Raw genomic sequence first — 24464 nt, 5'->3', positions numbered from 1 at the left:
GCCATGAACATTCGAGGCGCCGCGCCGTTGGCGAAGAACCACAAAAAAGCCCCGCACAAGGCGGGGCTTCTTCAGCACTTCCAATCAGCCGATCCGTCGATCAGCCAATCAACCGATCAGCTCAGCTGACCATGGCAGTGCTTGTACTTCTTGCCGCTGCCGCACGGGCACGGATCATTGCGGCCGACCTTCGGCTCATCGCGGGTGACCTGCGGCACGCCGTTCTGGGCGGCCTCCACCTGCGCAGCCTCTTCGTCCGCACCGTAACCGCCGGCGTCCTGGTGCTGGAACTGCGACTGCAGCAGGCGCGCTTCGGCCTGCTGACGCTCGGCCTGTTCCAGTGCCGCCACTTCCTCTTCGCTGCGGATACGCACGCGCGCCAGCAGCGTCACTACTTCGCGCTTCACGTTCTCCAGCATCTCCGAGAACAGCTCGAACGCTTCCTTCTTGTATTCCTGCTTCGGCTGCTTCTGCGCATAACCGCGCAGGTAGATGCCCTGGCGCAGGTAATCCATGCGCGCCAGGTGCTCCTTCCAGCTCTGGTCCAGCACGGTCAGCATCACGTGCTTCTCCAGCGCGCGCATGGTCTCGTCGCCCACGCCGGCTTCCTTCGCGGCGAAGTGCTCGTCGACCTTGGCCTGCACCTTCTCGGCGATGCCTTCGGCGTCCAGTTCCTCGTGCGCCTTGACCAGCTCGGTCAGCGACATGTCGATGCCGAAGTCCGAGGCCAGCGTCGCTTCCAGACCCTGCAGGTCCCACTGCTCATCGATCGAGTTCGGCGGCACGAAGCGCGCCACCACATCGAAGATCACGTCGCCGCGGATGCCATCGACGTTCTCCTTCACCGACTCCGCATCCAGCAGTTCGTCGCGCTGGCTGTAGATCACCTTGCGCTGATCGTTGTTGACGTCGTCGAAGTCCAGCAGGTTCTTGCGGATGTCGAAGTTGTGCGCTTCGACCTTGCGCTGCGCTTTCTCGATCTGGCGACTGACCAGACGATCCTCGATGACGTCGTCTTCCTTCATGCCCATCATGCGCATCGCCTTCTGGACCCAGTCCGAGGCGAAGATGCGCATCAGGTTGTCTTCCAGCGAGAGGTAGAAACGGGACGAACCCGGGTCGCCCTGGCGGCCCGAACGGCCACGCAGCTGGTTGTCGATACGGCGCGATTCGTGGCGCTCGGTACCGACGATGTGCAGGCCACCGGCCGCCTTGACCGCGTCATGGCGCTTCTGCCACTCGGCCTTGACCTGGGCACGCTGTTCCGGCGTCGCGTCTTCGCCCAGCTCATGCAGCTGCGCTTCCAGCGAACCGCCCAGCACGATGTCGGTACCACGGCCGGCCATGTTGGTGGCGATGGTGACCGCGCCCGGCATGCCGGCGTTGGCGATGATGGTCGCTTCGCGGTCGTGCTGCTTGGCGTTGAGCACTTCGTGGTGCACACCGGCCTTGGTCAAGTGCTCGGACAGCATCTCCGAGGTTTCGATCGAGGTGGTACCCACCAGCACCGGCTGGCCGCGCTCGTTGCAGGCCTGGATATCGGCCAGCACGGCGTTGAACTTGCCGTTGCGGTTGAGGAACACCTGGTCCGAACCGTCCTTGCGGATGGTCGGGCGGTTGGTCGGGATCACCACCACTTCCAGGTTGTAGATGCTCTGGAATTCGTAGGCTTCCGTATCGGCCGTACCGGTCATGCCGGACAGCTTCTTGTACATGCGGAACAGGTTCTGGAAGGTGATGCTCGCCAGCGTCTGGTTCTCGCGCTGGACCGGCACCCCTTCCTTCGCTTCCACCGCCTGGTGCAGGCCATCGGACCAGCGGCGGCCGGCCAGGGTACGGCCGGTGAATTCATCGACGATCACCACTTCGCCATCGCGCACGATGTAATCCACGTCGCGCTGGTAGATCGCATGCGCACGCAGGGCGGCATTGAGGTGATGCACCACGGTCAGGTTCTGCGCGGCGTACAGGCCTTCGGTCTCGGCATTGAGGATGCCGGCTTCGACCAGCAGCTTCTCGGCATGCTCCATGCCGGCCTCGGACAGATGGACCTGCTTGCCCTTCTCGTCGACCCAGAAATCGCCCTCGCCTTCCTCGGCGTCCTGCTTGATCAGGTGCGGGACGACGCGGTTGACGCGGATGTACAGCTCCGGGGAATCATCGGCCGGGCCGGAGATGATCAGCGGGGTACGGGCTTCATCGATCAGGATGGAGTCGACTTCGTCGACGATCGCGTAGTGCAGGCCGCGCTGGTAGCGGTCCGCACGCGACAGCGCCATGTTGTCGCGCAGGTAATCGAAGCCGAATTCGTTGTTGGTGCCGTAGGTGATGTCGCTGGCATAGGCCTCGCGCTTGTCGCCGTGCGGCATGCCCGGGTAGACCACGCCCACGCTCAGGCCCAGCCAGTTGTAGAGCTTGCCCATCTGCGCCGAGTCACGGCGGGCCAGGTAGTCGTTCACGGTGACCACGTGGACGCCCTTGCCTTCCAGCGCGTTGAGGTACACCGGCAGCGTGGCGACCAGCGTCTTGCCTTCACCGGTGCGCATTTCGGCGATCTTGCCCAGGTGCAGGACCATGCCGCCGATCAGCTGGACGTCGTAATGGCGCATGCCGAGCACGCGGCGGCTGGCTTCACGGCAGACCGCGAACGCTTCGGGCAGCACCTTGTCCAGGGCCTCACCGTCAGCGATGCGCTGCTTGAACTCCGGGGTCTTGGCCTTGAGCTGCTCGTCGGAGAGCTTTTCGATTTCCGGCTCCAACGCATTGACCTTGGCGACGATGCGGTTGAGCTGGCGCAGCTGTCGTTCATTACGACTGCCGAAGACGCGGGTAAGCAGGCTGTTGATCATTGAAGGAACCGGTTGGAATGAGACGCCCCAACGGCGGCGCTCTCCCCGGGGGATGCGCGCGCCGCAAACGAAACAGGGCGCACCGCGCCCTGTCTATGGCAACACCCATTGTAGCTTGGGACGGGGGTCCGGCGTTTCAAGCACCCCCGTTCAAGTTCGTTACCGTGATCAGCCCCGCGAAACGCGGCCGACCGGGGTGTTGCCGCCATCACCGAGGAACTTGCGCGGATTGACCACCTGGCCGCGTTCCCAGACCTCGAAGTGCACGTGGGCACCGGTGGAACGGCCCGTGGAACCGGCCTTGGCCACTTCCTGGCCGGCCCGGACCAGATCGCCCGGCTTCACCACCAGGCGCGAATTGTGCGCATAGCGGGTCACATAGCCATTGCCATGGTCAACATCCACCACGTTGCCGTACCCGCCCTTCACACCGGCGAAGCTGACCACGCCATCGGCCACCGACATCACCGGGTCACCGACCTTGGCGTGGAAATCCATGCCCTTGTGGGTGGCCGCACCGCGACCGAACGGATCGCTGCGGGTACCGAAGTTGGAGGTGATGTAGGTGTTGCGGATCGGCATGCGCGAGGGCACGGCGTTCTGCTCGAGCTGGTGGTCGAACATCAGCGATTCCATCACCGACAGCTGGCGGCCTGAAGCAGCAAAGCGCTGCTCCAGCACCTGTAAGTCGGCGTTGACCGCGCTGACCGGGATGTCCTGGGTCGGGCCGGGCTCGCCTTCACCGAGGCCGGGGGTCTCGTTGAAGTCGAACTCGCCGTCTTCCAGTTTGCCCATCTGGGTGAGTCGTTCGCCCAGGGCGTTGAGACGGGTGGCCTGCGCCTGCAGCTCGCCCATCCGCGCAGCCAGCGCGTTGACCTGGGTCTGGGCGTCCTTCTGGGCCTGCGCCAGTTCGCGTTCCTGCTGTGCGACCTTGGCGTGGAGCCGGGAATCGTTGAACATGCTGCCACCGATACCGGCACCGAAGCCGATCAGGCAGCCCACCCCCAGCACACTGCCCAGCAGGGCCCGGGGGGAATCTTCGAAGTAGAAACGCAAACGCGCCAGCGGCGTCTTGGCCTGTCCTTCACGCGTTTTGATTACGATCTTTTTGAATGCCATCAGTGAGTTTTCATGTCTGAGCCGAAATCCAGTGCCCGTTCCCCATCCACGCCGAAGCCGGCGCTGGATGCGGTCATGGCGGACAAAGCCGGTAATCCGCTGCGTCGTGCCTTGTGGCTCGACGCGCTGGACCGTCAATTGCGCCCCCATTTGCCGCCTGCACTGGCCACCCGTTGCCGGCTGGCGAATGTAAACGGCGAGCACCTCGTTTTTCTCGTCGAATCTCCCGTCTGGCATGCCAAGGTCCGGCTTGCCGAAGCACAGTTGATCGACGCGGCCCGGTCCATCGGGCTGAAGGTCACCAAGGTGACCGTCAAAACAGCGTCTGCCCCTCCCCCACGCTCCCCAGCGCTCGACAACAGGAATGGCCCCCACGCTGTTTCAGCCGCCACGCACAAAGGGCTACGCGACGCGTTGGCTTGTCTGCGCGACGTGGATTCCTCCACATCGTGAAGCCATCGGGGCATCCCGCCCCTTCCCGGCCGCGTCACGATCACGTGAACTTGGCTGGGAGCCGGTCTGCACTGTAGCGGCGTAAGTGCCGCCAGTCGTTAGTCTTTTATTAAATTAGCGTTAAATTCGGCAAGAACCTTGATGAGGTTCACAAATCTGTGCGCCATGCACCCCCACGGTTCATTGACGTCAAGATCACGCCGCGTGCGCATGGCGCCACGTCTGCAGATACAGGAACGGCGCCCCAGGCGCCGTTTTGTTTTCTTTCAAATCAATGACTTGTGCGCAAAACGCGATCAGGCGTACGCCGGCAGGCCGTAGACCACCGGCGCCGCAGCGGCCGGCGACTCATAGCTGACCCATTCCCACGCACTGGCGTCGGCCAGCAGGGCGCGCACCAGCTTGTTGTTGAGCGCATGGCCGGACTTGAAGCCTTCATAGGCGCCGAGCACCTGGCCGCCGGCCAGGTACAGATCGCCGATCGCATCGAGGATCTTGTGGCGCACGAACTCATCGGCGTAGCGCAGACCGTCATCGTTGAGCACGCGGAACTCGTCGAGCACGATGGCGTTGTCCATCGAGCCGCCCAGGCCCAGGTTGCGCTCGCGCATGTATTCCAGGTCGCGCATGAAGCCGAAGGTCCGGGCGCGCGAGATTTCCTTGGTGTAGGCCAGGGTCGAGAACTCGATCTCCGCCCGCGACTGCTTGGCCGGGATCATCGGATGGTTGAACTGGATGGTGAAGCCGAGCTTGTAGCCTTCGTACGGCTCGAAGCGGGCGACCTTGTCGCCGTCGGTGACTTCCACCGTCTTGAGAATGCGGATGAAGCGTTTCGGCGCGTCCTGTTCGGCGATGCCCGCCGACTGCAGCAGGAACACGAACGGGCCGGAGGAACCGTCCATGATCGGCAGCTCGGCCGAGGACAGCTCCACGATGATGTTGTCCACGCCCAGGCCGGCCAGGGCCGACATCAGGTGTTCGACGGTCTGGATCTTGGCCTCGTGGTAGGTCAGGCCGGTGCACAGCGTGACTTCGGTGACCAGGTCCGCACGCGCGGGTACTTCCACCGCGGGCTCCATATCGACGCGGCGGAACACGATGCCATGGTTGACCGGGGCCGGGCGCAGGGTCATGTAGACCTTGTCACCGCTGTGAAGGCCGACGCCGGTGGCGCGGATCGTGTTCTTGAGGGTGCGTTGCGGGATCATCGGGGGGCAGGACCAGAAAGCGCGCGGTCAGCGCGGCTGTGACAAACAAGAATAACACGCACTACCGCTGTCCCTTCCGTGAACCGTGGTGCGTCGACAGCACTGCCCGGACGTGCGCGATGCACGACGGCGGTCAGACTGCCGGGCCGATCCTGGCCCGGCAGCATGGGACATGGAGGTGCTTACCGGGGAGGACAAGGCCCCGGCACGCAATGCTCAGTCCGCCTGGCGGCGCAGGAACGCCGGGATGTCCAGGTAATCGTTGGGCAGTTCAGCAGCGGCCGGACCCGACGCGCTCGGGGCCGACGGTGCCACGGTGTCGGCGCTGGGACGACGCAGGCCCATACCCATGCCCATCCCGCCGACGGCCTTGGAGACCGCGTCGCCGCCGTTGTCGAACTCGCCGAACTCCGGCTGGCCGGTGGTGGCGTTGCGGACCAGCTTGATCGGCGCGCGCTCGCCCGGACGCTGGGTCTTGGCGGTCACGGCACGGTTCAGGCCGGTGGCGACCACGGTCACGCGGACTTCGTCCTGCATGTCCGGATCCAGCACGGTACCCACGACCACGGTGGCGTCTTCGGACGCGAAGCCATCGATGGTGCGGCCGATCTCGTCGAACTCGGCCATCGTGAAGTCGGCGCCGGCGGTGATGTTGACCAGGATGCCGTTGGCACCGGCCAGGTTCACATCGTCCAGCAGCGGGTTCTGGATGGCGGCTTCGGCAGCGGCCTGGGCGCGGTCATCACCACGTGCGGTGCCGGTGCCCATCATCGCCAGGCCCATTTCGGACATGACGGTGCGGACGTCGGCGAAGTCGACGTTGATCAGGCCCGGGCGCACGATCAGGTCGGCGATGCCCTGCACGGCGCCCTGGAGGACGTCGTTGGCGGCACGGAAGGCCTGGATCATGGTGGCGTTGCGGCCCAGCACGGTGATCAGCTTCTCGTTCGGGATGGTGATCAGCGAGTCGCAGTGCTGGCTCAGCTCCTCGATGCCCTTCAACGCGACCTGCATGCGGCGACGGCCTTCGAACGGGAACGGCTTGGTGACCACGGCGACGGTCAGGATGCCCATCTCCTTGGCCAGCTGTGCCACCACCGGTGCCGCACCGGTGCCGGTGCCACCGCCCATGCCGGCGGTGATGAACACCATGTCGGCGCCCTGCAGGGCGTCCATGATGCGCTCACGGTCTTCCAGCGCGGCCTGGCGGCCGACTTCCGGGTTCGCGCCTGCGCCCAGGCCCTTGGTGACGTTGGTACCCAGCTGCAGCTGCAGCTTGGCACCGCAATTCTTGATGGCCTGCGAGTCGGTGTTGGCGGTGATGAATTCCACGCCGTCCACACTGGTGCTGACCATGTGCGCCACGGCGTTGCCGCCGCCGCCGCCCACGCCGATCACCTTGATCACCGCATTGGGTGCCATCTTTTCAATCAGTTCGAAATGCGCCATGTCCGTGTCCTCGTGTTGCCGTTTACGCGGGACGGGGGCTTCGGAGACTCCTTCTCCTGTCCTCCCCACCGTCGTGCCGGCGAGTTGTAGTTGGTATGCCGGGCTGGATAGAGCCAACCGCGGCGGTGTTGCCTGCTTCAATGAACGGCCCGTGGGCCGGTGTTGCTACATCGCACTGCGGGGTGTTGCGGGTGTTGCATGGACTACGTGGATTTTTCGGGAACTGCTTATCGCGTATTGCCTGTGTACTGCGTGTTGCGAACCGCGGTCAGAACTCGCCGCGGAACCAGGTTTTGAGCTTCTTGAACATGCTGCCGGCGCGGCCGGTGGGCAGCGACGGGCGACGCGGGTGTTCGATCTGGCTGCCCATCAGCAGCAAGCCCACACCGGTGGCATGCACCGGGTTGCCGACGACTTCGCCCAGGCCGGTGACGTGCTGCGGAATGCCCACGCGTACCGGCATCTGCAGCATTTCCTCGGCCAGTTCGACCACGCCTTCCATCTTCGAAGCGCCCCCGGTGAGCACCATGCCGGCGCGCACCAGTTCCTCGAAACCGGAGCGGCGCAGTTCGGCCTGCACCATCTCGAAGATTTCCTCGTAGCGGCCCTGCACTGCCTGTGCGAGTGCATGGCGCGGCATCCGGCGCGGCGGGCGATCGCCGACGCTGGGCACCTGGATGCTTTCCTCGGCGGTGGCCAGCTGGGCCAGGGCGCAGGCGTAGCGCACCTTGATCTGCTCGGCTTCCGGCGTCGGCGTGCGCAGCATGTGCGCGATGTCGTTGGTGACGTGGTCGCCGGCGATCGGCAGCGAGGCGGTGTGGCAGATCGCGCCCTGCACGAACACGGCCAGGTCGGTGGTGCCGGCGCCCATGTCGACCAGCACCACGCCGAGCTCGCGCTCATCGGCAGTCAACACGGCCACGCTGGAGGCCAGCGAGGACAGCACCAGGTCATCGACCTGCAGGCCGCAGCGCTGCACGCACTTGGAGATGTTGGCCGCGGCCGACTGCGCACACACCACCAGGTGGGCATGCACTTCCAGGCGCACGCCGGTCATGCCGACCGGGTTGCGGATGCCTTCCTGCGAATCGTCCAGCACGTACTCGCGCGGGATCGCATGCAGGATCTTCTGGTCGGCCGGGATCGCCACCGCCTTGGCCGCGTCCAGCACGCGATCCAGGTCGCCCCAGGTCACTTCGCCGTCGCGGATCGGCACGATGCCGGGCGAGTTCTTGCACTGCACATGGTTGCCGGAGATCGAGGCATACACCGAGCGGATCTCGCAGCCGGCCATCAGCTCGGCTTCTTCGACCGCGCGCTGGATCGACTGCACGGTCGATTCGATATCGACCACCACGCCGCGCTTGAGTCCGCGCGATTCGTGCGAGCCGATGCCGATGACCTCGATCGGATTGCCCGGCGAGTACTCGCCGACCAGCGCCACCACCTTGGAGGTGCCGATATCCAGACCGACGATCAGTGATTTGTCACCCTTGCGATTCATGTCCTGTCCTGCGTCCTGTGCGCCACATTGGCCGGCGCGGCCGGTGCGGCCGGAGCCGGGGTACCCCAGCTCAGCGTGAAACCATTGGTGTATCGGAGGTCGGCGCGCTCGATCGGCGCCGCCTGGTTGGCCAGCTGCGGCAGCACGCGCACGAAGCGCTGCAGGCGCGAGCGGGCATCGTCGCGGCCCACGACCACTTCGGTGCCGTTGCTCAGCACCAGCGACCAGCTGCCGCGTGCGTCCATGGTGACCCGCTTGACGTCCACCCCGGCCGGCGCGAACAGCGCGCGCGCGTCGTTGTAGAGCGCCACGACTTCTTCGGTCTGGCTGTCCGGACCATCGAGGTCGGGCAGTTCCAGGTCCTGCAGCTTCTTGGGCGTGGCGAACAGCTTGCCCTGTTCGGAGAGCAGGCGGTCATTGCCCCAGCGCGCGAACGGCTTGTGCTCGACCAGGGTGATTTCCAGCACGTCGGGCCACTGCTTGCGAACCTGGGCGCTTTCCACCCACGGCAGCGTTTCGATCGCATCCTGCGCATCCTGCAGCTTGACCGCGAAGAAGCCGGACTTCGCATACGGCAGCACGACCTGCTGCAGCTGCTCGGCCGGAACCCGCTTGAACTCACCGTGCACGCGCAGCTTGGCCAACGGCCACCGCTCGGCACCGACCCAGCCGTTGAGCACCGCCACCACAGGCAGTGCCACGACCGACAGGGCCAGCAACCAGACGAAGATGCGCAGCACCGCGTTCATGCGTGGCTGTGCTCCTGCGCTGCGTGACCCGGCAGGGTCTGCTCGAGTACGCGCCAGACCAGCTCTTCAAAGCCGATCCCGGCCTGGCTGGCCGACTTGGGCACCAGCGAATGGCTGGTCATGCCCGGCGCGGTATTCACTTCCAACAGGTAGAAGCGGCCCGTGCCGCGGTCGCGCATGACGTCCACCCGGCCCCAGCCGCGGCAACCGGCAGCGCGGAACGCAGCCAGTGCAAGGCGACGGATCTCGAGTTCGTCCTCGCCCTCCAGGCCCGGGCACAGGTACTGGGTGTCCTCGGCGATGTACTTGGCGTTGTAGTCGTACCACTGGCCCTTGGGCACGATGCGGATCGACGGCAGCGCCTGGTCGCCCAGGATCGCCACGGTCAACTCGTCGCCGACCACCATCTGCTCCATCAGCAACTGGCCGTCATAGCGCACCGCCAGTGCGACCGCATCGTCCAGGCCGGCGTCTTCGGTGACCCGGCTGATGCCGACGCTGGACCCTTCGTTGGCCGGCTTGACCACCACCGGCAGGCCGAGTTCGGCCGCGGCCGCATGGACATCGGAGGCCTGGTCCAGCGCAATGAAGCGCGGGGTCGGCAGGCCGTGCGAGATCCACACCTGCTTGGTACGGATCTTGTCCATGCTCAGCGCCGAGCCGAGCACGTCCGAGCCGGTGTACGGCACCCCGAAGGCCTCCATCAGGCCCTGCACGATGCCGTCCTCGCCACCGCCGTTGTGGCCGTGGAGGATGTTGAACACGCGGTCGAAGCGCTTCTCGACCAGCGCGAGCGCCAGGGCCGGGATGCCATCGACGGCGATCGCATCGACGCCGCGCGCACGCAGCGCTTCGATCACGTTGCGGCCGGAATCCAGCGAGACGTTGCGCTCGCTGGAGGTACCGCCCAGCAGCACGGCGACGCGGCCGAACAGAGCCGGGTCGGTGATGCGCAGCGGCGGGAAGGTCAGCGCGCTCATGCCGCCGGGGCCTCCTGGAAGCCTTCGCCGGCAATCTGCTGGGCGATGTAGCCGATGTCGCCGGCGCCCATCATCAGCAGCAGGTCACCGTCCTGCAGCACGTCGGGCAGCACGTGTGCCAGCTCGGCCGCATTGCCGACCACCACCGGCTCGCTGCGGCCGCGCGCGCGGATGGCGCGCGCCAGCGAGCGCGAATCGGCGCCCGGGATCGGTGCTTCGCCGGCCGGGTAGACCTCGCTCAGCACCAGCGCGTCCACTTCGGAGAGGACCGCGGCGAAGGCATCGAACTGATCACGGGTGCGGCTGTAGCGATGCGGCTGGAAAGCGACGACCAGGCGCTGGCTCGGCCAGCCACCGCGGGCGGCGGCGAACACGGCCGCCAGTTCGCGCGGGTGGTGACCGTAGTCGTCGATCACGCGGACCTTGGCGCCGGTATGGGTGGTGACGATGCCCAGATCGTTGAAGCGGCGGCCGATGCCGGCAAAGCTCTCCAGCGCGCGCGCGATCGCCTCGGGCGCAACGCCCAGCTGCCAGCCCACGGCGGCGGCGGCCAGGGCGTTGAGTACGTTGTGCGCGCCTGGCAGGGCGAGCGTCACCGGATGGCTGCTGCCTTCCGGCAGGCGCAGGGTGAAGCGCATGCGCGGGCCGTCCTGGACCACGTCCTCGGCACGCACGTCGGCGTTGCTGCTCATGCCATAGCTCATGACATGGCGCGGCGTCTGCGCGGCCAATGCGGCCACTTCCGGATCATCGATGCACAGCACCGCCAGGCCGTAGAACGGCAGGCGCTGCAGGAACTCGGCGAACGCGGCCTGGACCCGGGCGAAATCGTTGCCGTAGTTTTCCAGATGGTCCGAATCGATGTTGGTGATCACCGAGACCAGCGGGTTCAGGCGCAGGAAGCTGCCATCGCTTTCGTCGGCTTCGGCCACCAGCCACTGGCCACTGCCGAGCTTGGCGTTGGCACCGGCGGCAAGCAGCTGGCCGCCGATCACGAAGGTCGGGTCCAGCCCGCCTTCGCTCAGCACCGCAGCGGTGAGGCTGGTGGTGGTGGTCTTGCCGTGGGTGCCGGCCACCGCGATACCGCGGCGGAAGCGCATCAGTTCGGCCAGCATCGCCGCGCGCGGCATGATCGGAATGCGCTGGCTGCGCGCTTCCATCAGTTCCGGGTTGTCATCGCGGATCGCGCTGGAGACGACCACGCAGTCGGTGCCGAGTACGTTGGCGGCCGAGTGACCGCGCATCACGCGCGCACCCAGGCCGGCCAAACGACGGGTCGCGGCGTTGTCGGCGTTGTCCGAACCGGATACTTCATAGCCCAGCGTCAGCATCACTTCGGCGATGCCGCTCATGCCGGTGCCGCCGATGCCGACGAAGTGCACGCGCGGGAACGCGCGTACCAGGTCGTTGGTGTCGTGGAGGCGGCGGATCATGCGCGGCCTCGCGCCAGGCTGGCGCGCGTAGCGGTGTTCATTTGGATTCCTCGAGAATGATGTCGGCGATGCGCTCGGCGGCATCGACCTTGGCCAGGGCACGCGCGGCGTTGGCCATCTGCATGCGTCGGGCGGAATTTTCGGACAAATCGCGCAACACGCCTTCCAGCTGCGTCGCCAGCGTTTCATCCTGCTTCAGCAACACCGCGGCGCCGCGCTCGACCAGATACTCCGCATTGCGGGTCTGGTGATCGTCGACGGCCGCGGCGAACGGCACCAGCACGCTGCCCACCCCCACTGCGCAGAGCTCGGCCAGGGTGGAGGCACCGGAGCGGCATACCACCAGATCGGCCCAGGCGAACGCCTCGGCCATGTCGGCGATGAACGGTTCCACGCTCGCCTGCACGCCAGCATCGGCATAGGCCTGCAGCGCTTCGGCGTGCAGCTTCTCGCCGCCCTGGTGACGCACCTGCACCGGCAGGCCGGTGCCCAGTGCAGCCAGCGCCTTGGGCACCGCGTTGTTGAGCACGCGTGCGCCTTGGCTGCCGCCGAGCACCAGCAGGCGCAGCGGGCCCTGGCGGTTGGCCAGGCGCAGATCAGGCGGCGTGATCGCGGCGATCTCGGCGCGGACCGGGTTACCCACCGCTTCCTCGCGCTGCGCGAAGCTGCCCGGGAAGCCGGACAGCACGCGACGCGCGACCCGCGACAGCACGCGGTTGGTCATGCCCGGCGCGCGGTTCTGCTCGTGCACCAGCAGCGGCAGGCCGTGCAGGCGCGCAGCGATGCCGCCGGGGCCGGAAGCGTAGCCGCCGAAGGCGATCACCGCCCGCGGCTGGCGATCGCGGATGACGAAGCCTGCCGCGCGGATCGCACGCAGCAGGCGCAGCGGCGCGCCGAGCAGGGCCAGCTTGCCCTTGCCGCGCAGGCCACCGATGGCCAGGGTGTCGATGTGGATGTCGTGCTGCGGCACCAGGCGCGTTTCCATCGCACCATCGGCCCCCAGCCAGGTCACCGGCACGCCACGCTCACGCAGCACCTTGGCCACGGCCAGGCCCGGGAAGATGTGCCCACCGGTGCCACCGGCCATGATCATGACCGGACGCCGGGACGCTTCAAGGCGAGGCGTGCTCATCCCATCCTCCCCAGCGTCGGCTCGATGCGCTGCTGCATGCGGCTGGTGCCACGGGTCGAACTGTCGCGCGGTGCGGCATCGCGCGTCGCGCTGTCCTGCATCGCCGCGGCGACCGCGCTGGCGCTCTCGGCCTTGGGCAGGTCACCGGGCAGTGGACCATCCTGGTCGGCCCCCATGCGCACGGCCTGGCGGCGTTCGGCGCGGTCCAGTTCGTAGGAGACGCGCAGCAGCAGGCCCATCGCCACGCAGGTCATCAACACGCTCGAGCCGCCCGAGGAGATCAGCGGCAGGGTCAGGCCCTTGGTCGGCAGGATGCCGAGGTTGACCCCGATCGAGACGAAGCTCTGCATGCTGATCCACAGGCCGATGCCGAAGGCGATGTAGCCGGAGAAGTGGCGCTTCATCTCCACGCAGCGCATGCCCAGCCAGAAGGTGCGGCCAACCAGCAGCGCGTAGAGGGAAATGATCAGGCAGGTGCCGAGGAAGCCCAGCTCCTCGGCGGTGACCGAGAAGATGAAGTCGGTATGCGCTTCGGGCAGGTAGTAGAGCTTCTGCACCGAGTTGCCCAGGCCCACGCCGGTCCACTCGCCACGGCCCACGGCCATCAGTGCGTTGGACAGCTGGTAGCCGTCGCCCTGCTGATCGGCCCACGGGTCCAGGAAGGAGGTGATGCGGCGCATGCGGTACGGCTCGATGATCGCCAGCGCGCTCATGCCGACCATGCCGATGATCACCGGCATGGACATGCGCGGCATGTTGACCCCGCCCAGCACCAGCATGCCGGCGGTGATCGCCAGCAGCAGGGTCGAGGAGCCGAAGTCCGGCTGCAGCAACAGCAGCACCACCAGCGCGCCGGCCACGCCGAGTGGCTTGAGCATCGCCGGCCAGGTGGCGTTGACCTCATCGCGGAAGCGGACCAGGTAACTGGACAGCCACACGATGTAGAGCACCTTGACCGCTTCGACGGTCTGGAACTTGGAGATGCCCAGGTTGATCCAGCGGCGGGCACCGTTGACGCTGCTGCCCAGGCCCGGGATGAACACCACCACGAGCAGGGCGAAGCAGCCCAGCAGCAGGATCTGGTTGTACTGCTCGATGCTCTTGAGCTCGGTGCGCATGGCGATGATCGCCAGGCCGATACCCACCGCCAGGAAGATCAGGTGGCGGTTGAGGTAGTAGAACGGGCTGCTCATCAGCGCGATCGAGCTCGACGCGACCATCACCACGCCCAGCCCGGTGAGCGCGATGATCGCGCCCAGCAGCCACTTGTCGAAGTGGCCTCCGATGGCTTCCAGGCGGGTGGCTTGGCGCGACAGGTCGTTCATCAGCGGACCTTCAACGTGGCCAGGCCGATCAGGACCAGCACCACCGAGATGATCCAGAAGCGCACGATCACGCGCGGCTCCGGCCAGCCCTTCAGCTCGAAGTGGTGGTGGATCGGTGCCATGCGGAACACGCGCTTGCCGGTCAGCTTGAACGAGGCGACCTGGATCATCACCGACAGCGTCTCGATCACGAATACGCCGCCCATCACCACCAGCACCAGCTCCTGGCGGGTGATCACTGCGATCGTGCCCAGCACCGCACCCAGCGCCAGCGCGCCGATGTCGCCCATGAAGACCATGGCCGGATAGGTGTTGAACCAGAGGAAGCCCAGGCCCGCGCCGGCGATCGCCGCGCAGATGATGACCAGCTCACCGGCCCCCGGGATCTGCGGGATCTGCAGGTAGCTGGAGAACACCACGTTGCCCGAGGCGTAGGCGAATACGCCCAGCGCGCAGGCGACCAGCACGGTCGGCATGATCGCCAGCCCGTCCAGGCCGTCGGTCAGGTTGACCGCGTTGGAGAAGCCGACGATCCAGAAGTACGCGATGGCCACGAAGCTGATGCCGGCCAGCGGCAACGCGATCGACTTGAACATCGGGATGTAGAACGTCATCGCCGCCGGGACATCGGCGGTGTAGAAGAGGAACAGACCCGCCGCGAGGCCGAAGATCGACTGCAGCAGGTACTTCCAGCGCGACTTCAGGCCGTTCGGGTCACGACGGACGATCTTGATCCAGTCGTCGTACCAGCCGATCGCACCGAAGCACAGCATCACCGCCAGCACCAGCCAGACATAGCGGTTGCGCAGGTCGGCCCACAGCAGTACCGACAGCGTGATCGTCAGCAGGATCAGCGAACCGCCCATGGTCGGCGTGCCGGCCTTGGAGAAATGGGTCTGCGGCCCGTCCTTGCGGATCGGCTGGCCGCCCTTGAACTGGGCGAGCTTGCGGATCATCGCCGGGCCGAGCCACAGCGACAGGAACAGGGCGGTCAGCGCCGCGAGGATGCCGCGCAGGGTGAGGTAGCCGAACAGCCCGAACAGGCTCTCCAACTGCTGCAGCCATCGGGCCAGTTCAAGCAACATTGGGGGTTTCCTCTCCTTGCGCGAGCAGCGCTTTGACGATCGTGTCCATGGCGCTGCCACGCGAGCCCTTGACCAGGCAGCGCACGCCGGCATGCAGTTCGGTGGCGAGCACGGCGGCCAGGGCCTGGTGGCTCTGGAAATGCTGGCCGCCCTCACCGAAGGCGGTCGAGGCAGCGGCGCTCAGCGGGCCGAGCGTGTACAGCCGCTTCAGGCCAGCGTCGCGGGCGCGGCGGCCGGCTTGGGCATGCAGCGCTTCGCCGTCCGGGCCGAGTTCGCGCATGTCGCCGAGCACCAACCAGCCGTCTTCCTTCGCCGCTGCGAGGGCATCGATGGCGGCGGCCAGCGAGCCGGGGTTGGCGTTGTAACTGTCATCGATCAGCACTGCGCCGTTGGGCAGCTGGTGCGCGATCTGGCGACCCGGGACCGGCTCGGCGCGGGCCAGGCCGGCGGCGATCTGCGCGACCGGGAGGCCGGCGGCCAGTGCCAGCGAGGCAGCGGCCAGGGCATTACTGATGTTGTGCCGGCCCGGCAGGCCCAGCGTGATCTCGGCGTCGCCCTGCGGCGTGGACAGCACGAACTGGCTGCCCTGCGCGGCCGGACGGATCGCACGCGCGGTAACATCGGCGCTGTGGTCCATGCCGTAGCGCAGCACGCGGCAGCGCGGCGGCTGGCCGACGATGTGCTGTTCGAACCAGATCCCGAAGGCGTCATCGGCATTGATCACGGCCACGCCATCGGAGGGCAGCGCCGCGTAGATCGCGCCCTTGGTGGTCGCCACGCCCTGCAGGCTGCCCATGCGCTCCAGATGCGCCGGCGCGATGTTGTTCACCAGCGCGTAGTGCGGACGCACGATCTCGGTGAGGTAGGCGATATCGCCCGGCTTGCCGGCGCCCATCTCGTAGACGGCGTAGTCGGCGTCTTCCGGTGCGTCGAGCACGGCCAGCGGCAGGCCGATCTCGTTGTTGCGGTTGCCCGGGTTGGCGTAGACCACCTTGCGGTCGTCCCGTGCCACCTGCTGCAGGATCGCCAGCAGCAGGCTCTTGACGCTGGTCTTGCCGTTGCTGCCGGTGATCGCGAACACCTCGGTAGCGCGGTCGCGCTGCATGCCGGCGGCGATGCGGCCCAGGGCATGCTCGCTGTCGGCGACCACGATCTGCGGCAGGGCCACATCGAGCAGACGCTCGACCAGCATCGCCGAGGCATCGCGCGCCAAGGCATCGGCAGCGAAGTCATGGCCATCGAAACGCTCGCCACGCAGCGCCACGTACAGGCTGCCCGGGGCAAGCGTGCGGGTGTCATTGCTGATGGCATCGATGGCGGTGTCTTCGCCATGGATCTCGCCACCGGCCCAATGGGCGATCAGCGACAGCGGAGTGCGCTTCATGGGGCCTCCCTGCGCAGCGTGCCCGCGTTGTCCACGCGCGCGGCCAGCACTCGGCCGGCCACCTCGGTGTCGTCGAAGGCGTGCTTTACCCCGTGGATCTCCTGGTAGGGCTCATGGCCCTTGCCGGCGATCAGCACGATATCGCCCGCACCGGCCTGGCCGATCGCGGTGGCGATCGCGGCGGCACGGTCGCGCTGCACGGTGACGGCGGCGGGTGCGTGGAATCCCTTGAGGATGTCGGCCACGATCGTGTCGCCGTCTTCGCCGCGCGGATTATCGTCGGTGACGATCACCACGTTGGCGTGCTGTTCAGCGATGGCGGCCATCTGCGGGCGCTTGCCGGTATCGCGCTCGCCGCCGCAGCCGAACACACAGACCAGACGGCCGGCCAGATGGCCCTGCACGCTGGTCAAGGCCTGTTCCAGTGCATCCGGTGTGTGGGCGTAATCGACCACGACGGTGGGCAGGCCGCCCTCGCCGCCCAGGCGGTTCATGCGGCCGGCGATCGGCTGCAGCTGCGAGAGCAGCGCGGCGATCGCATCCGGGGCGTGCCCCAGCGCATACAGCGCACCGGCCACGGCCAGCAGGTTGTCCACGTTGAAGCGGCCGAGCAGCGGCGACTGCACCGGATGGCGCTGGCCGTCGACCACCAGGTCGAAGGCGATGCCGCGGCCATCCAGGGTGAGCGAATCGGCGCGCAGGGCGGCCTGTGCGGCACCGCGTGAGCTCACCCCGATCGGGCGCACGGTCTCGCCGACCGTGCGCAGCAGTTCGCTGCCGAAGCTGTCATCCAGATTGACCACGGCGGCCTTGAGGCCGTCGCGGTGGAACAGCCTGGCCTTGGCCGCGCCGTACTGCGCCATGTCGCCGTGATAATCGAGATGGTCGCGGGTGAGATTGGTGAACACCGCCACGTCGTAGTGCACGGAATCAACGCGGCCCTGGTCAAGCGCATGCGAGCTGACTTCCATCGCCACGGCCTGGGCGCCGCCGTCGCGCAGCTGTGCCAGCACGTCATGCATCTGCAGCACCAGCGGCGTGGTGAAACCCGTCGGCACGACATCGCCGTACAGGCCAACGCCCAGCGTGCCGATGCTGCCACTGCGGGTGCCGAGCAGGTGCCAGGCCTGGGCCAGCAGCTGCACGGTGGAGGTCTTGCCGTTGGTGCCGGTCACCCCGACCATCGTCATCGCGCGCGAGGGGTGGCCGTGGAACTGGTCCGCCATCGCGCCCATGCGGTTGCGCAGGCCCGGCACGGCGATCGCATCGGCCGGCGCCGGCAGTTCGGCCGGGGCCGGCGGGTCGAACAGGATCGCGGCCGCGCCGTTGGCGCGCGCATGGTCGACAAAGCCGAGCCCGTGCGCGCCGAAACCGGCGATCGCCACGAAGGCGTTGCCCGGGCGCACCGCGCGGCTGTCCAGCACCAGGCCGGTGATGGTCGGGTCGTGGCTCAGCGCCACATCGGGAAGCAACTGCGAAAGCAACATCGTCTGGCTCATTGGGTGCCTCCCTGCGCGGGCGGCACCGTGGCGTGCGCGCTGGGCAGCGCGGCATCGAATTCTGCGGCGGCGTCGGGCGCGATCACCGTTTCCGGCGGCGGCATCGGCAACACCGAGGCCGAGTGGCCCATCTTTCCGGACTGCTGCGCGGCCAGCCACGACTCGATGTCATCCGGCGGCACGTCCATCAGGCGCAGTGCGCCTTCCATGACGTTGTGGAACACCGGTGCGGACACCAGGCCGCCGTAGTACTTGCCGGCCTGCGGGTCGTTGATCACGATGACCGTGGCGAAGCGCGGGTTGGTGGCCGGCACCACGCCGGCGAACAGCGCGTTGTAATGCCCGCGCTCGTAACCACCCGGGCCGGCCTTGCGCGCGGTGCCGGTCTTGCCGGCCACGTGGTAACCCAGCACCGCGGCCTGCTTGGCGCCGCCCTGGGTGACCACGGTTTCCATCATCGCCACCACTTCCCTGGCGATGTTCTCGTCGATGATCTGCTTGCCTTCGTTGCGCTGGCCCTTGACGAACGTCGGCGCGATCAACTTGCCGCCATTGCCCAGCGCCGAGTACGCCGTGGCGATCTGCAGCGGCGTGACATTCAGGCCGTAGCCGTAGGACATGGTGGTCTTGGACGAGCCACTCCAGCGCGCCGGACGCGGCAGCACGCCGGCCGACTCGCCGGGGAAGCCACTGTGCGGAGACACGCCATAGCCGAAGCTGTGCACGTGGTCGTAGAAGACCTGGTCCGGCATCTTGGCCGCGATCTTGGCCGCGCCGATGTTCGAGCTGCGGGTGATCACGCCGGTGACGTTCAGCACGCCGTTGTTGCGCGGCACGTCCTTGATGGTGAAACGCCCGACGGCCATGTAGCCCGGGTTGGTATCCACCGTGGTGTCCTTGGTGACCACGCCGGACTGCAGTGCCGAGGCGATGGTCAACGGCTTCATGGTCGAGCCGGGCTCGACCAGGTCGGTCACCGCGCGGTTGCGACGGGTGTCCGGTGCCGCGCCGCCGACGGCGTTCGGGTTGTAGGTCGGCAGGTTGACCATGGCCAGCACTTCACCGGTGGCCACATCCATGATCACCATCGAGCCGCCGGCCGCCTTGTTGGCGATCAGTGCGTTGCGCAGCTCCTTGAAGGCCAGGAACTGGATGCGGCGATCGATGCTGAGGGTGAGGTCCTTGCCCGGCTCGGCGGCGCGCAGCAGATCGCTTTCGACCGTGTCGCCCTTGCGGTTGCGGATCACCCGCTTGGCGCCGGCCTTGCCGCGCAGCCACTCATCGAAGGCCAGTTCCAGCCCTTCCTGGCCGCGGTCGTCGATGTTGGTGAAGCCGAGCACGTGCGCCATCGCCTCACCCTGCGGGTAGAAGCGGCGGAACTCGCGCTGCGAGGCCACGCCCGGGATCTTCAGCGCGACCACTTTCTCCGCGTCGTCCGGATTGATCCGGCGGCGCAGGTACATGAATTCTTTATCGGCCTTCTGCGAGAGCTTGGAGCTCAACTCGTCCAGCGGCATGCCCAGCGCGGTGGCCAGCTCGGGGATGCGGTCCGGCGCGCGCAGCAGTTCCTGCGGGTTGACCCAGATCGAGGCGACCGGGGTCGACACCGCCACCGGCTCGCCGTTGCGGTCGGTGATCATGCCGCGCGAGGTGTTGATCGGCAGCTCGCGCAGGTAACGGGCTTCGCCCTGGCGCTGGTAGAACTCGCTGTTGATGATCTGCACGTAGGCCGCGCGACCGACCAGCGAGACTGAGCACAAGCCGAGCGCCAGCCCCACCCACTTCAGGCGCTGGCGGAGGTTGAAGCTGTTGCGCGCACGGTTGCGGCCGGACTTGTTCATGGCCGGATCACCACGACATCGGCCGCTTCGGGGAACTTCATGCCCAGGCGCTCGCGGGCGACGCTGTCGACCCGGGTAGCCTCGGCCAGGGTGGCCTGCTCGAGCTGCAGGCGACCGAACTCGATGTTGATCTCATCGCGCGCACGCTCGACCCGGGACAGCTCCACGAAGGTCTGGCGGTGACGATGGCGCATGAACACCACCCCGATCGCCGAGGCGACGGTGCAGGCCAGCAGCACGATCAACAGCAGGCGGCTCATCCGGCCACCTCGCGCTTTTCGGCGACACGCAGCACGGCGCTGCGCGAGCGCGGGTTGACCGCCAGCTCGTCGTCTTCTGCCTTGATGGCGCCACCGTGCAGGTCCAGGGTCGGCACGAACGGCTGTGCTTCGGGCAACCGGCGATTGCTCGGCGGGGCCTTGGCATGGCGGTTCATGAACTGCTTGACGATACGGTCTTCCAGCGAATGGAAGCTGATCACCGCCAGCCGGCCACCGGGCTTGAGGCGCGCCAGGGCGGCGTCCAGGCCGGCTTCGAGGTCGGCCAGTTCGCGGTTGATGTGGATGCGGATCGCCTGGAAGCTGCGCGTGGCCGGGTTGATCTTGTCCTTGCCACGCGGCATCACCGCGGCGATGGCATCGGCCAGTTCGGCGGTGCGGCTGAACGGCTGCTTCTCGCGGCGGGCAACCAGGGCGCGGGCGATGCGCCGGCTCTGGCGTTCTTCGCCATAGGTCCACAGGATGTCGGCGATCTCGCGCTCTTCGGCACGGTTGAGCCACTGCGCCGCGCTTTCGCCGCTGTCCGGGTCCATGCGCATGTCCAGCGGGCCGTCCTTGCCGAAGCTGAAACCGCGCTCGGCGACATCCAGCTGGGGCGAGGAGACGCCCAGGTCGAACAGCACGCCATCCAGGCCGTCGGCGGTGGCGTCCCAGTGCAGCAGATCGGCGAAGCTGCCACGGAAGATCGAGACGCGCAGGTCCGGCGCGAAATCACGCTCGGCTACCGCAATCGCCTCGGGATCCTTGTCCATGACCAGCAGCCGGCCTCCAGGACCGAGTTGCTCGAGCACGCCGCGGGCGTGACCGCCACGACCGAACGTGCCATCGAGATACACTCCGTTTTCGATCACCTTCAGGCCATCCAGGACCTGCGTGTACAGGACCGGCAGGTGGCCTGCCGGCGACTGCGACACCGGAAGGTGACCGGTCTGCGCTGCTCCGCGCATCCGGGCACCCCGGCTCACAACTTCAGGTCGAGCAACCCATCGCCGAGATCCCCGTCAGACAACGTCTGCTGGATCAACGCGCGATGAGCCTGCTCGCTCCACAATTCGAATTTGTCGCCCATACCGAGCAGCACCGCCTTCTTTTCAATGCCAACGGCACCACGGTGGCTGGCGGGAATACTGATGCGGCCGTTGCCGTCCAGCTCAAGATGCGCGGCCGAACCGACCAGCTTCTGTTGCAGGAGGCGCACGACGCGCTGTGTGTTGGGCTTGGACATGACGTCATCACGGACGCGTTCCCACTCCTGTTCGGCGTACAGCCAGAGGCAGCCGGACTCGAACGGGTTGTAGGTCAGGACCAGACGGTTGTTGCTCACGCGCGCGACAAGGTCGCGATGCGCGGTCGGAACCGCCATGCGCCCTTTGTCGTCAACAGTGATGGCCGCCTCGCCTTGAAACACGACGTTTTCACCTTTCCTTCGCCCGGTGAAACATTGAACCACGAAAAACCACAAAAAACCCGGTTTCCCCTCTGATGCCCACCTTAACAGTGCCGATTGGGTTGTCAACAACTTTGCGAAGGGGAAATCACTTTGAACATCAAGGGCTTGCAGCAATGTTTAGAGACTTGTTCAAGGCTTATCCACAAGTTGCTGTTTCGTCTCATTTTTTGAGATTTCGCCGAAGTTCAGGCCTGTGGAGGCCGCGTGAAACACCCCCCCCCGCATTCAGTCCCGACGGGGGCGGCATCGCCTCGCCGCTGCGCAGAACCGGCACAATGTGAGGCATGTGTCTGCTCGCCCTCGCCTGGAAATCACACCCCCGCTGGCAGCTGGTGATGGCCGGCAACCGCGATGAGCTCCACGCGCGGCCCACGGCTGCCTTGGCGCGGTGGGTCGCCCCCGATGACGGCATCACCGCTGGATGCGCCCTGGCCGAAAACCGTGACATTGAATGCAGCCCTGCGCGCGTGGGTGGACCGTGGCGACGATGACCTGGCGCCGCTGTGGGATATGCCCTGCGCGACGAGATCCGCGCTGACGACAGCGCTGATACCGGCATCGGCCTGGAGCGCGAGCGCTGGCTGTCGTCCGCGACGCAATCAGCCCGACCTCGCCCCCCCCTGACAGGGCTCTTCAGCCGCGATTAAATGTGTTCATCGAAGTCTAACGCGCTGCGGCCCAAGGGCTTTCGAGCAATACGGCGTGCCCAGGCAGGGCGAGTTGCAATGCCGCTACGATTTGATGTCGTCCAGCGCTTGACACGCTGCGCCCCGCAGAGAGGATGGCCCGGTGGCATCTTCGCCGCAGCCTGATTAGCCGGAGTCCCGCATGCGACGCACCACCCTTTTACTAATGTCCAGCCATCTACTCACGCTTTGCATGGGATTCGGGCTGGGAGTGTATTTCCTGCCCATCCTGACCGCGCCTGACGATCCGCCCGTGCAGCAGGTACACGCAGCGATGGACCAAGCGCGATACCACGCCACCCTGCACCGGGACCAGAAGGGCAGCGATGCTCTCCACTGGGCCGACGGCAAGCTGAGCGTGAGCGCCACAAAGGTCGCGTTCACCGGCAAGATCGCTCCGGGCCCTGATTACAAATTGTACTTGACCCGTGAGTTCGTCGATAACAAGGCCGGGTTCGAACGGATCAAGGCCGATTCGGTAAGGATCGGAGAGGTAAAGACTTTCAACCGATTCGTGGTCGATGTGCCAGCGGGCGTGGACGTGGAGGAATTCACTACCGTAGTGGTGTGGTGCGAGCGCTTCGCGCAGTTCATCTCGGCCGGGCAATACCGCACTCCGGATTGATCGCCCGCCAAACCTGCGGATATGGGACAATACACATGGCGGAGTCGGCCAGACAGTCGCGTCATCCCTTGCGGATGCCGAGGAAAGTCCGGGCTCCACAGGGCAAGGTGCCAGGTAATGCCTGGGCGGCGCGAGCCGACGGACTAGTGCAACAGAAAGATACCGCCTACGTTCCCTTCGGGGAGCCGGTAAGGGTGAAATGGTGCGGTAAGAGCGCACCGCGAGTCTGGTAACAGACCGGCACGGCAAACCCCACCTGGAGCAAGACCAAATAGGGACCTAATGGCGTGGCCCGCGTCGGGTCCGGGTAGGTTGCTTGAGCGCTGCGGTGACGCAGCGCCTAGAAGAATGACTGTCCACGACAAAACCCGGCTTATCGGCCGGCTCCGCCCTTGTCTTTCGCGATACCGCGAAAAAGCTCTACGGCTTGCGACGCAAACTCCGGTAAAGACATCCCATGTGTGGCTGCTTTTCGTTTCGGCATCACGCGCAGCCCCCCTCCCCCTATAGGTGGCTCCACCCTGCATCTCACACACCGTCAGGCGGTTATCCGCCGTACAAGGCCTTGCGCGGGGCCCCGGTGATTTCCGCCGCCAGCTTGGCCGCAGTCGACGGCGGCAGGTGCTCGCTGAGCTTGGCGTACAGGCGCCGGCCCTGGGCCAGCTGAGCTTGGTCATCGTCGGCCGCGCCCTGCACCATTACCACGAACTCGCCCTTGCGCTGATTGTCGTCGGCCTCGACCTGCTGCAGCAGCGAGGCCAGGTCGCCATCCAGCACGGTTTCGAACAGCTTGGTCAGCTCGCGCGCCAGCACCGCCGGACGCTCGGGCCCGAACGCGGCCATCATATCCGCCAGCGATTCGGTGATCCGGTGCGAAGATTCGTAGAACACCAGGGTGCGGGTCTCACCGGCCAGCGCGTTGAGGCGCTCGCGGCGGCCGGAGGCCTTGGCCGGCAGGAACCCTTCGAAGGTGAAGCGGTCGCTGGGCAGGCCGGCCACGCTGAGCGCGGCGATCGCGGCGCAGGCGCCGGGCACCGGGCTGACCTTGATGCCGGCTTCGCGCGCGGCGCGGACCAGGCGGTAGCCCGGATCGCTGACCAGCGGGGTGCCGGCGTCACTGACCAGCGCCAGCGACTCACCCGCCAGCAGGCGCGCCACGATCCGCTGCGACAACGCTTCCTCATTGTGGTCATGCAGGGCCACCAGCGGCTGCTGGATGCCGAAGTGGGCCAGCAGCTGACCGCTGCGGCGGGTGTCCTCGGCGCAGATCGCGGCCACCGAACGCAGCACGTCCTGTGCCCGCGGGGTCAGATCGGCAAGGTTGCCGATCGGGGTGGCAACGACGTACAGCGTGGGGACAGCACTCATCAGCGGCTCTTCCGTGGTCAAGGGTAGAATCGTACCGTTCCCCGGCC

Annotated in this window: 20 protein-coding genes, 1 other RNA gene and 1 pseudogene; 4 read left to right on the top strand and 18 right to left on the bottom strand. The window is 66.7% G+C overall.

All coding sequences use genetic code 11. The features are described from left to right. Positions 1-116 precede the first annotated feature (116 nt). Both secA and AC07WC_RS01370 read right to left on the bottom strand, forming a co-directional pair. Positions 117-2849: a preprotein translocase subunit SecA gene (gene secA, locus AC07WC_RS01375; RefSeq protein WP_293984922.1), complete on the bottom strand. Its 2733-nt coding sequence runs from the start codon at positions 2847-2849 to the stop codon at positions 117-119. 168 nt (positions 2850-3017) lie between these two features. Beyond that, positions 3018-3968: a M23 family metallopeptidase gene (locus AC07WC_RS01370; protein WP_019182479.1), complete on the bottom strand. Its 951-nt coding sequence runs from the start codon at positions 3966-3968 to the stop codon at positions 3018-3020. A gap of 12 nt (positions 3969-3980) precedes the next feature. Here AC07WC_RS01370 and AC07WC_RS01365 point away from each other — a divergent pair, with 12 nt between their 5' ends. Further along, complete coding sequence (locus AC07WC_RS01365) at positions 3981-4421, top strand: DciA family protein (RefSeq protein WP_495208462.1); 441 nt, start codon at positions 3981-3983, stop codon at positions 4419-4421. A gap of 296 nt (positions 4422-4717) precedes the next feature. Here AC07WC_RS01365 and lpxC read toward each other — a convergent pair whose 3' ends face one another. The 15 genes from lpxC to AC07WC_RS01290 all read right to left on the bottom strand — a co-directional run bounded on the left by lpxC (position 4718) and on the right by AC07WC_RS01290 (position 21696). Beyond that, entirely contained in the window at positions 4718-5629 is a 912-nt protein-coding gene (lpxC, locus tag AC07WC_RS01360; protein ID WP_495208461.1) for a UDP-3-O-acyl-N-acetylglucosamine deacetylase, read from the bottom strand. Positions 5630-5845: 216 nt separating this feature from the next. Next, positions 5846-7078 carry a cell division protein FtsZ gene (gene ftsZ, locus AC07WC_RS01355; RefSeq protein WP_019182482.1) on the bottom strand — a complete coding sequence of 411 codons (1233 nt, stop codon included), beginning with the start codon at positions 7076-7078 and terminating at the stop codon, positions 5846-5848. Between the two features lie 268 nt (positions 7079-7346). After that, complete coding sequence (ftsA, locus tag AC07WC_RS01350) at positions 7347-8582, bottom strand: cell division protein FtsA (protein ID WP_017355446.1); 1236 nt, start codon at positions 8580-8582, stop codon at positions 7347-7349. Beyond that, positions 8579-9331, bottom strand: a complete 753-nt coding sequence (locus tag AC07WC_RS01345; RefSeq protein WP_293984920.1) for a cell division protein FtsQ/DivIB — start codon at positions 9329-9331, stop codon at positions 8579-8581. Before AC07WC_RS01345 ends, ftsA begins: the two co-directional genes overlap by 4 nt. Beyond that, complete coding sequence (locus tag AC07WC_RS01340; RefSeq protein WP_495208460.1) at positions 9328-10311, bottom strand: D-alanine--D-alanine ligase; 984 nt, start codon at positions 10309-10311, stop codon at positions 9328-9330. The genes AC07WC_RS01345 and AC07WC_RS01340 overlap by 4 nt, the downstream gene beginning before the upstream one ends. Beyond that, positions 10308-11744 (bottom strand): UDP-N-acetylmuramate--L-alanine ligase, encoded by a 1437-nt coding sequence (gene murC / locus AC07WC_RS01335; RefSeq protein ID WP_019182485.1) that lies wholly within the window; start codon positions 11742-11744, stop codon positions 10308-10310. The genes AC07WC_RS01340 and murC overlap by 4 nt, the downstream gene beginning before the upstream one ends. Positions 11745-11781: 37 nt before the next feature. Continuing rightward, positions 11782-12876 carry an undecaprenyldiphospho-muramoylpentapeptide beta-N-acetylglucosaminyltransferase gene (gene murG / locus AC07WC_RS01330; RefSeq protein WP_495208459.1) on the bottom strand — a complete coding sequence of 365 codons (1095 nt, stop codon included), beginning with the start codon at positions 12874-12876 and terminating at the stop codon, positions 11782-11784. Beyond that, positions 12873-14201 (bottom strand): putative lipid II flippase FtsW, encoded by a 1329-nt coding sequence (ftsW, locus tag AC07WC_RS01325; protein WP_495208458.1) that lies wholly within the window; start codon positions 14199-14201, stop codon positions 12873-12875. Before ftsW ends, murG begins: the two co-directional genes overlap by 4 nt. After that, complete coding sequence (gene mraY, locus AC07WC_RS01320; RefSeq protein ID WP_019182488.1) at positions 14201-15286, bottom strand: phospho-N-acetylmuramoyl-pentapeptide-transferase; 1086 nt, start codon at positions 15284-15286, stop codon at positions 14201-14203. Before mraY ends, ftsW begins: the two co-directional genes overlap by 1 nt. Further along, on the bottom strand, positions 15276-16670 hold the full coding sequence (locus AC07WC_RS01315) for a UDP-N-acetylmuramoyl-tripeptide--D-alanyl-D-alanine ligase (RefSeq protein WP_495208457.1): 1395 nt from the start codon (positions 16668-16670) through the stop codon (positions 15276-15278). The genes mraY and AC07WC_RS01315 overlap by 11 nt, the downstream gene beginning before the upstream one ends. After that, complete coding sequence (locus AC07WC_RS01310) at positions 16667-18169, bottom strand: UDP-N-acetylmuramoyl-L-alanyl-D-glutamate--2,6-diaminopimelate ligase (protein WP_495208456.1); 1503 nt, start codon at positions 18167-18169, stop codon at positions 16667-16669. Before AC07WC_RS01310 ends, AC07WC_RS01315 begins: the two co-directional genes overlap by 4 nt. Continuing rightward, positions 18166-20010, bottom strand: coding sequence for a peptidoglycan D,D-transpeptidase FtsI family protein (locus tag AC07WC_RS01305; protein ID WP_495208455.1), 1845 nt, complete (start codon positions 20008-20010; stop codon positions 18166-18168). Before AC07WC_RS01305 ends, AC07WC_RS01310 begins: the two co-directional genes overlap by 4 nt. Beyond that, positions 20007-20270, bottom strand: a complete 264-nt coding sequence (gene ftsL, locus AC07WC_RS01300) for a cell division protein FtsL (protein WP_495208454.1) — start codon at positions 20268-20270, stop codon at positions 20007-20009. The genes AC07WC_RS01305 and ftsL overlap by 4 nt, the downstream gene beginning before the upstream one ends. After that, positions 20267-21235: a 16S rRNA (cytosine(1402)-N(4))-methyltransferase RsmH gene (gene rsmH, locus AC07WC_RS01295; RefSeq protein WP_495208453.1), complete on the bottom strand. Its 969-nt coding sequence runs from the start codon at positions 21233-21235 to the stop codon at positions 20267-20269. The genes ftsL and rsmH overlap by 4 nt, the downstream gene beginning before the upstream one ends. A 14-nt stretch (positions 21236-21249) precedes the next feature. Further along, the gene (locus AC07WC_RS01290) at positions 21250-21696 is read right to left on the bottom strand and encodes a division/cell wall cluster transcriptional repressor MraZ (protein ID WP_495208452.1); all 447 of its coding nucleotides are present in this window, start codon (positions 21694-21696) and stop codon (positions 21250-21252) included. Positions 21697-22022: 326 nt separating this feature from the next. On the opposite strand from AC07WC_RS01290, the pseudogene AC07WC_RS01285 reads away from it, so the two are divergent. The 3 genes and pseudogenes from AC07WC_RS01285 to rnpB form a co-directional block, all read left to right on the top strand. Beyond that, a pseudogene (locus AC07WC_RS01285) lies at positions 22023-22220 on the top strand (NRDE family protein); the annotation flags it as partial. A 346-nt stretch (positions 22221-22566) separates the two neighbouring features. Continuing rightward, positions 22567-23049, top strand: coding sequence for a DM13 domain-containing protein (locus AC07WC_RS01280; RefSeq protein ID WP_495208451.1), 483 nt, complete (start codon positions 22567-22569; stop codon positions 23047-23049). Between the two features lie 40 nt (positions 23050-23089). Further along, an RNA gene (gene rnpB, locus AC07WC_RS01275) (RNase P RNA component class A) lies at positions 23090-23441 on the top strand. Between the two features lie 154 nt (positions 23442-23595). Here the strand turns inward: rnpB and rsmI are convergent. Then, positions 23596-24417, bottom strand: coding sequence for a 16S rRNA (cytidine(1402)-2'-O)-methyltransferase (gene rsmI / locus AC07WC_RS01270; protein ID WP_495208450.1), 822 nt, complete (start codon positions 24415-24417; stop codon positions 23596-23598). Positions 24418-24464: the final 47 nt, after the last annotated feature.

Source organism: Stenotrophomonas sp. GW821-FHT01H02A (assembly GCF_059422145.1).
The sequence above is the reverse complement of the archived record's forward strand: the minus strand, read 5'-3'. Positions and strand labels throughout refer to the sequence as shown.

Coding starts and splice junctions, on each gene's coding strand:
- secA (WP_293984922.1), bottom strand. CDS start 2,849: ATGATCAACAGCCTGCTTACCCGCGTCTTCGGCAGTCGTAATGAACGA.
- AC07WC_RS01370 (WP_019182479.1), bottom strand. CDS start 3,968: ATGGCATTCAAAAAGATCGTAATCAAAACGCGTGAAGGACAGGCCAAG.
- AC07WC_RS01365 (WP_495208462.1), top strand. CDS start 3,981: ATGTCTGAGCCGAAATCCAGTGCCCGTTCCCCATCCACGCCGAAGCCG.
- lpxC (WP_495208461.1), bottom strand. CDS start 5,629: ATGATCCCGCAACGCACCCTCAAGAACACGATCCGCGCCACCGGCGTC.
- ftsZ (WP_019182482.1), bottom strand. CDS start 7,078: ATGGCGCATTTCGAACTGATTGAAAAGATGGCACCCAATGCGGTGATC.
- ftsA (WP_017355446.1), bottom strand. CDS start 8,582: ATGAATCGCAAGGGTGACAAATCACTGATCGTCGGTCTGGATATCGGC.
- AC07WC_RS01345 (WP_293984920.1), bottom strand. CDS start 9,331: ATGAACGCGGTGCTGCGCATCTTCGTCTGGTTGCTGGCCCTGTCGGTC.
- AC07WC_RS01340 (WP_495208460.1), bottom strand. CDS start 10,311: ATGAGCGCGCTGACCTTCCCGCCGCTGCGCATCACCGACCCGGCTCTG.
- murC (WP_019182485.1), bottom strand. CDS start 11,744: ATGATCCGCCGCCTCCACGACACCAACGACCTGGTACGCGCGTTCCCG.
- murG (WP_495208459.1), bottom strand. CDS start 12,876: ATGAGCACGCCTCGCCTTGAAGCGTCCCGGCGTCCGGTCATGATCATG.
- ftsW (WP_495208458.1), bottom strand. CDS start 14,201: ATGAACGACCTGTCGCGCCAAGCCACCCGCCTGGAAGCCATCGGAGGC.
- mraY (WP_019182488.1), bottom strand. CDS start 15,286: ATGTTGCTTGAACTGGCCCGATGGCTGCAGCAGTTGGAGAGCCTGTTC.
- AC07WC_RS01315 (WP_495208457.1), bottom strand. CDS start 16,670: ATGAAGCGCACTCCGCTGTCGCTGATCGCCCATTGGGCCGGTGGCGAG.
- AC07WC_RS01310 (WP_495208456.1), bottom strand. CDS start 18,169: ATGAGCCAGACGATGTTGCTTTCGCAGTTGCTTCCCGATGTGGCGCTG.
- AC07WC_RS01305 (WP_495208455.1), bottom strand. CDS start 20,010: ATGAACAAGTCCGGCCGCAACCGTGCGCGCAACAGCTTCAACCTCCGC.
- ftsL (WP_495208454.1), bottom strand. CDS start 20,270: ATGAGCCGCCTGCTGTTGATCGTGCTGCTGGCCTGCACCGTCGCCTCG.
- rsmH (WP_495208453.1), bottom strand. CDS start 21,235: ATGCGCGGAGCAGCGCAGACCGGTCACCTTCCGGTGTCGCAGTCGCCG.
- AC07WC_RS01280 (WP_495208451.1), top strand. CDS start 22,567: ATGCGACGCACCACCCTTTTACTAATGTCCAGCCATCTACTCACGCTT.
- rsmI (WP_495208450.1), bottom strand. CDS start 24,417: ATGAGTGCTGTCCCCACGCTGTACGTCGTTGCCACCCCGATCGGCAAC.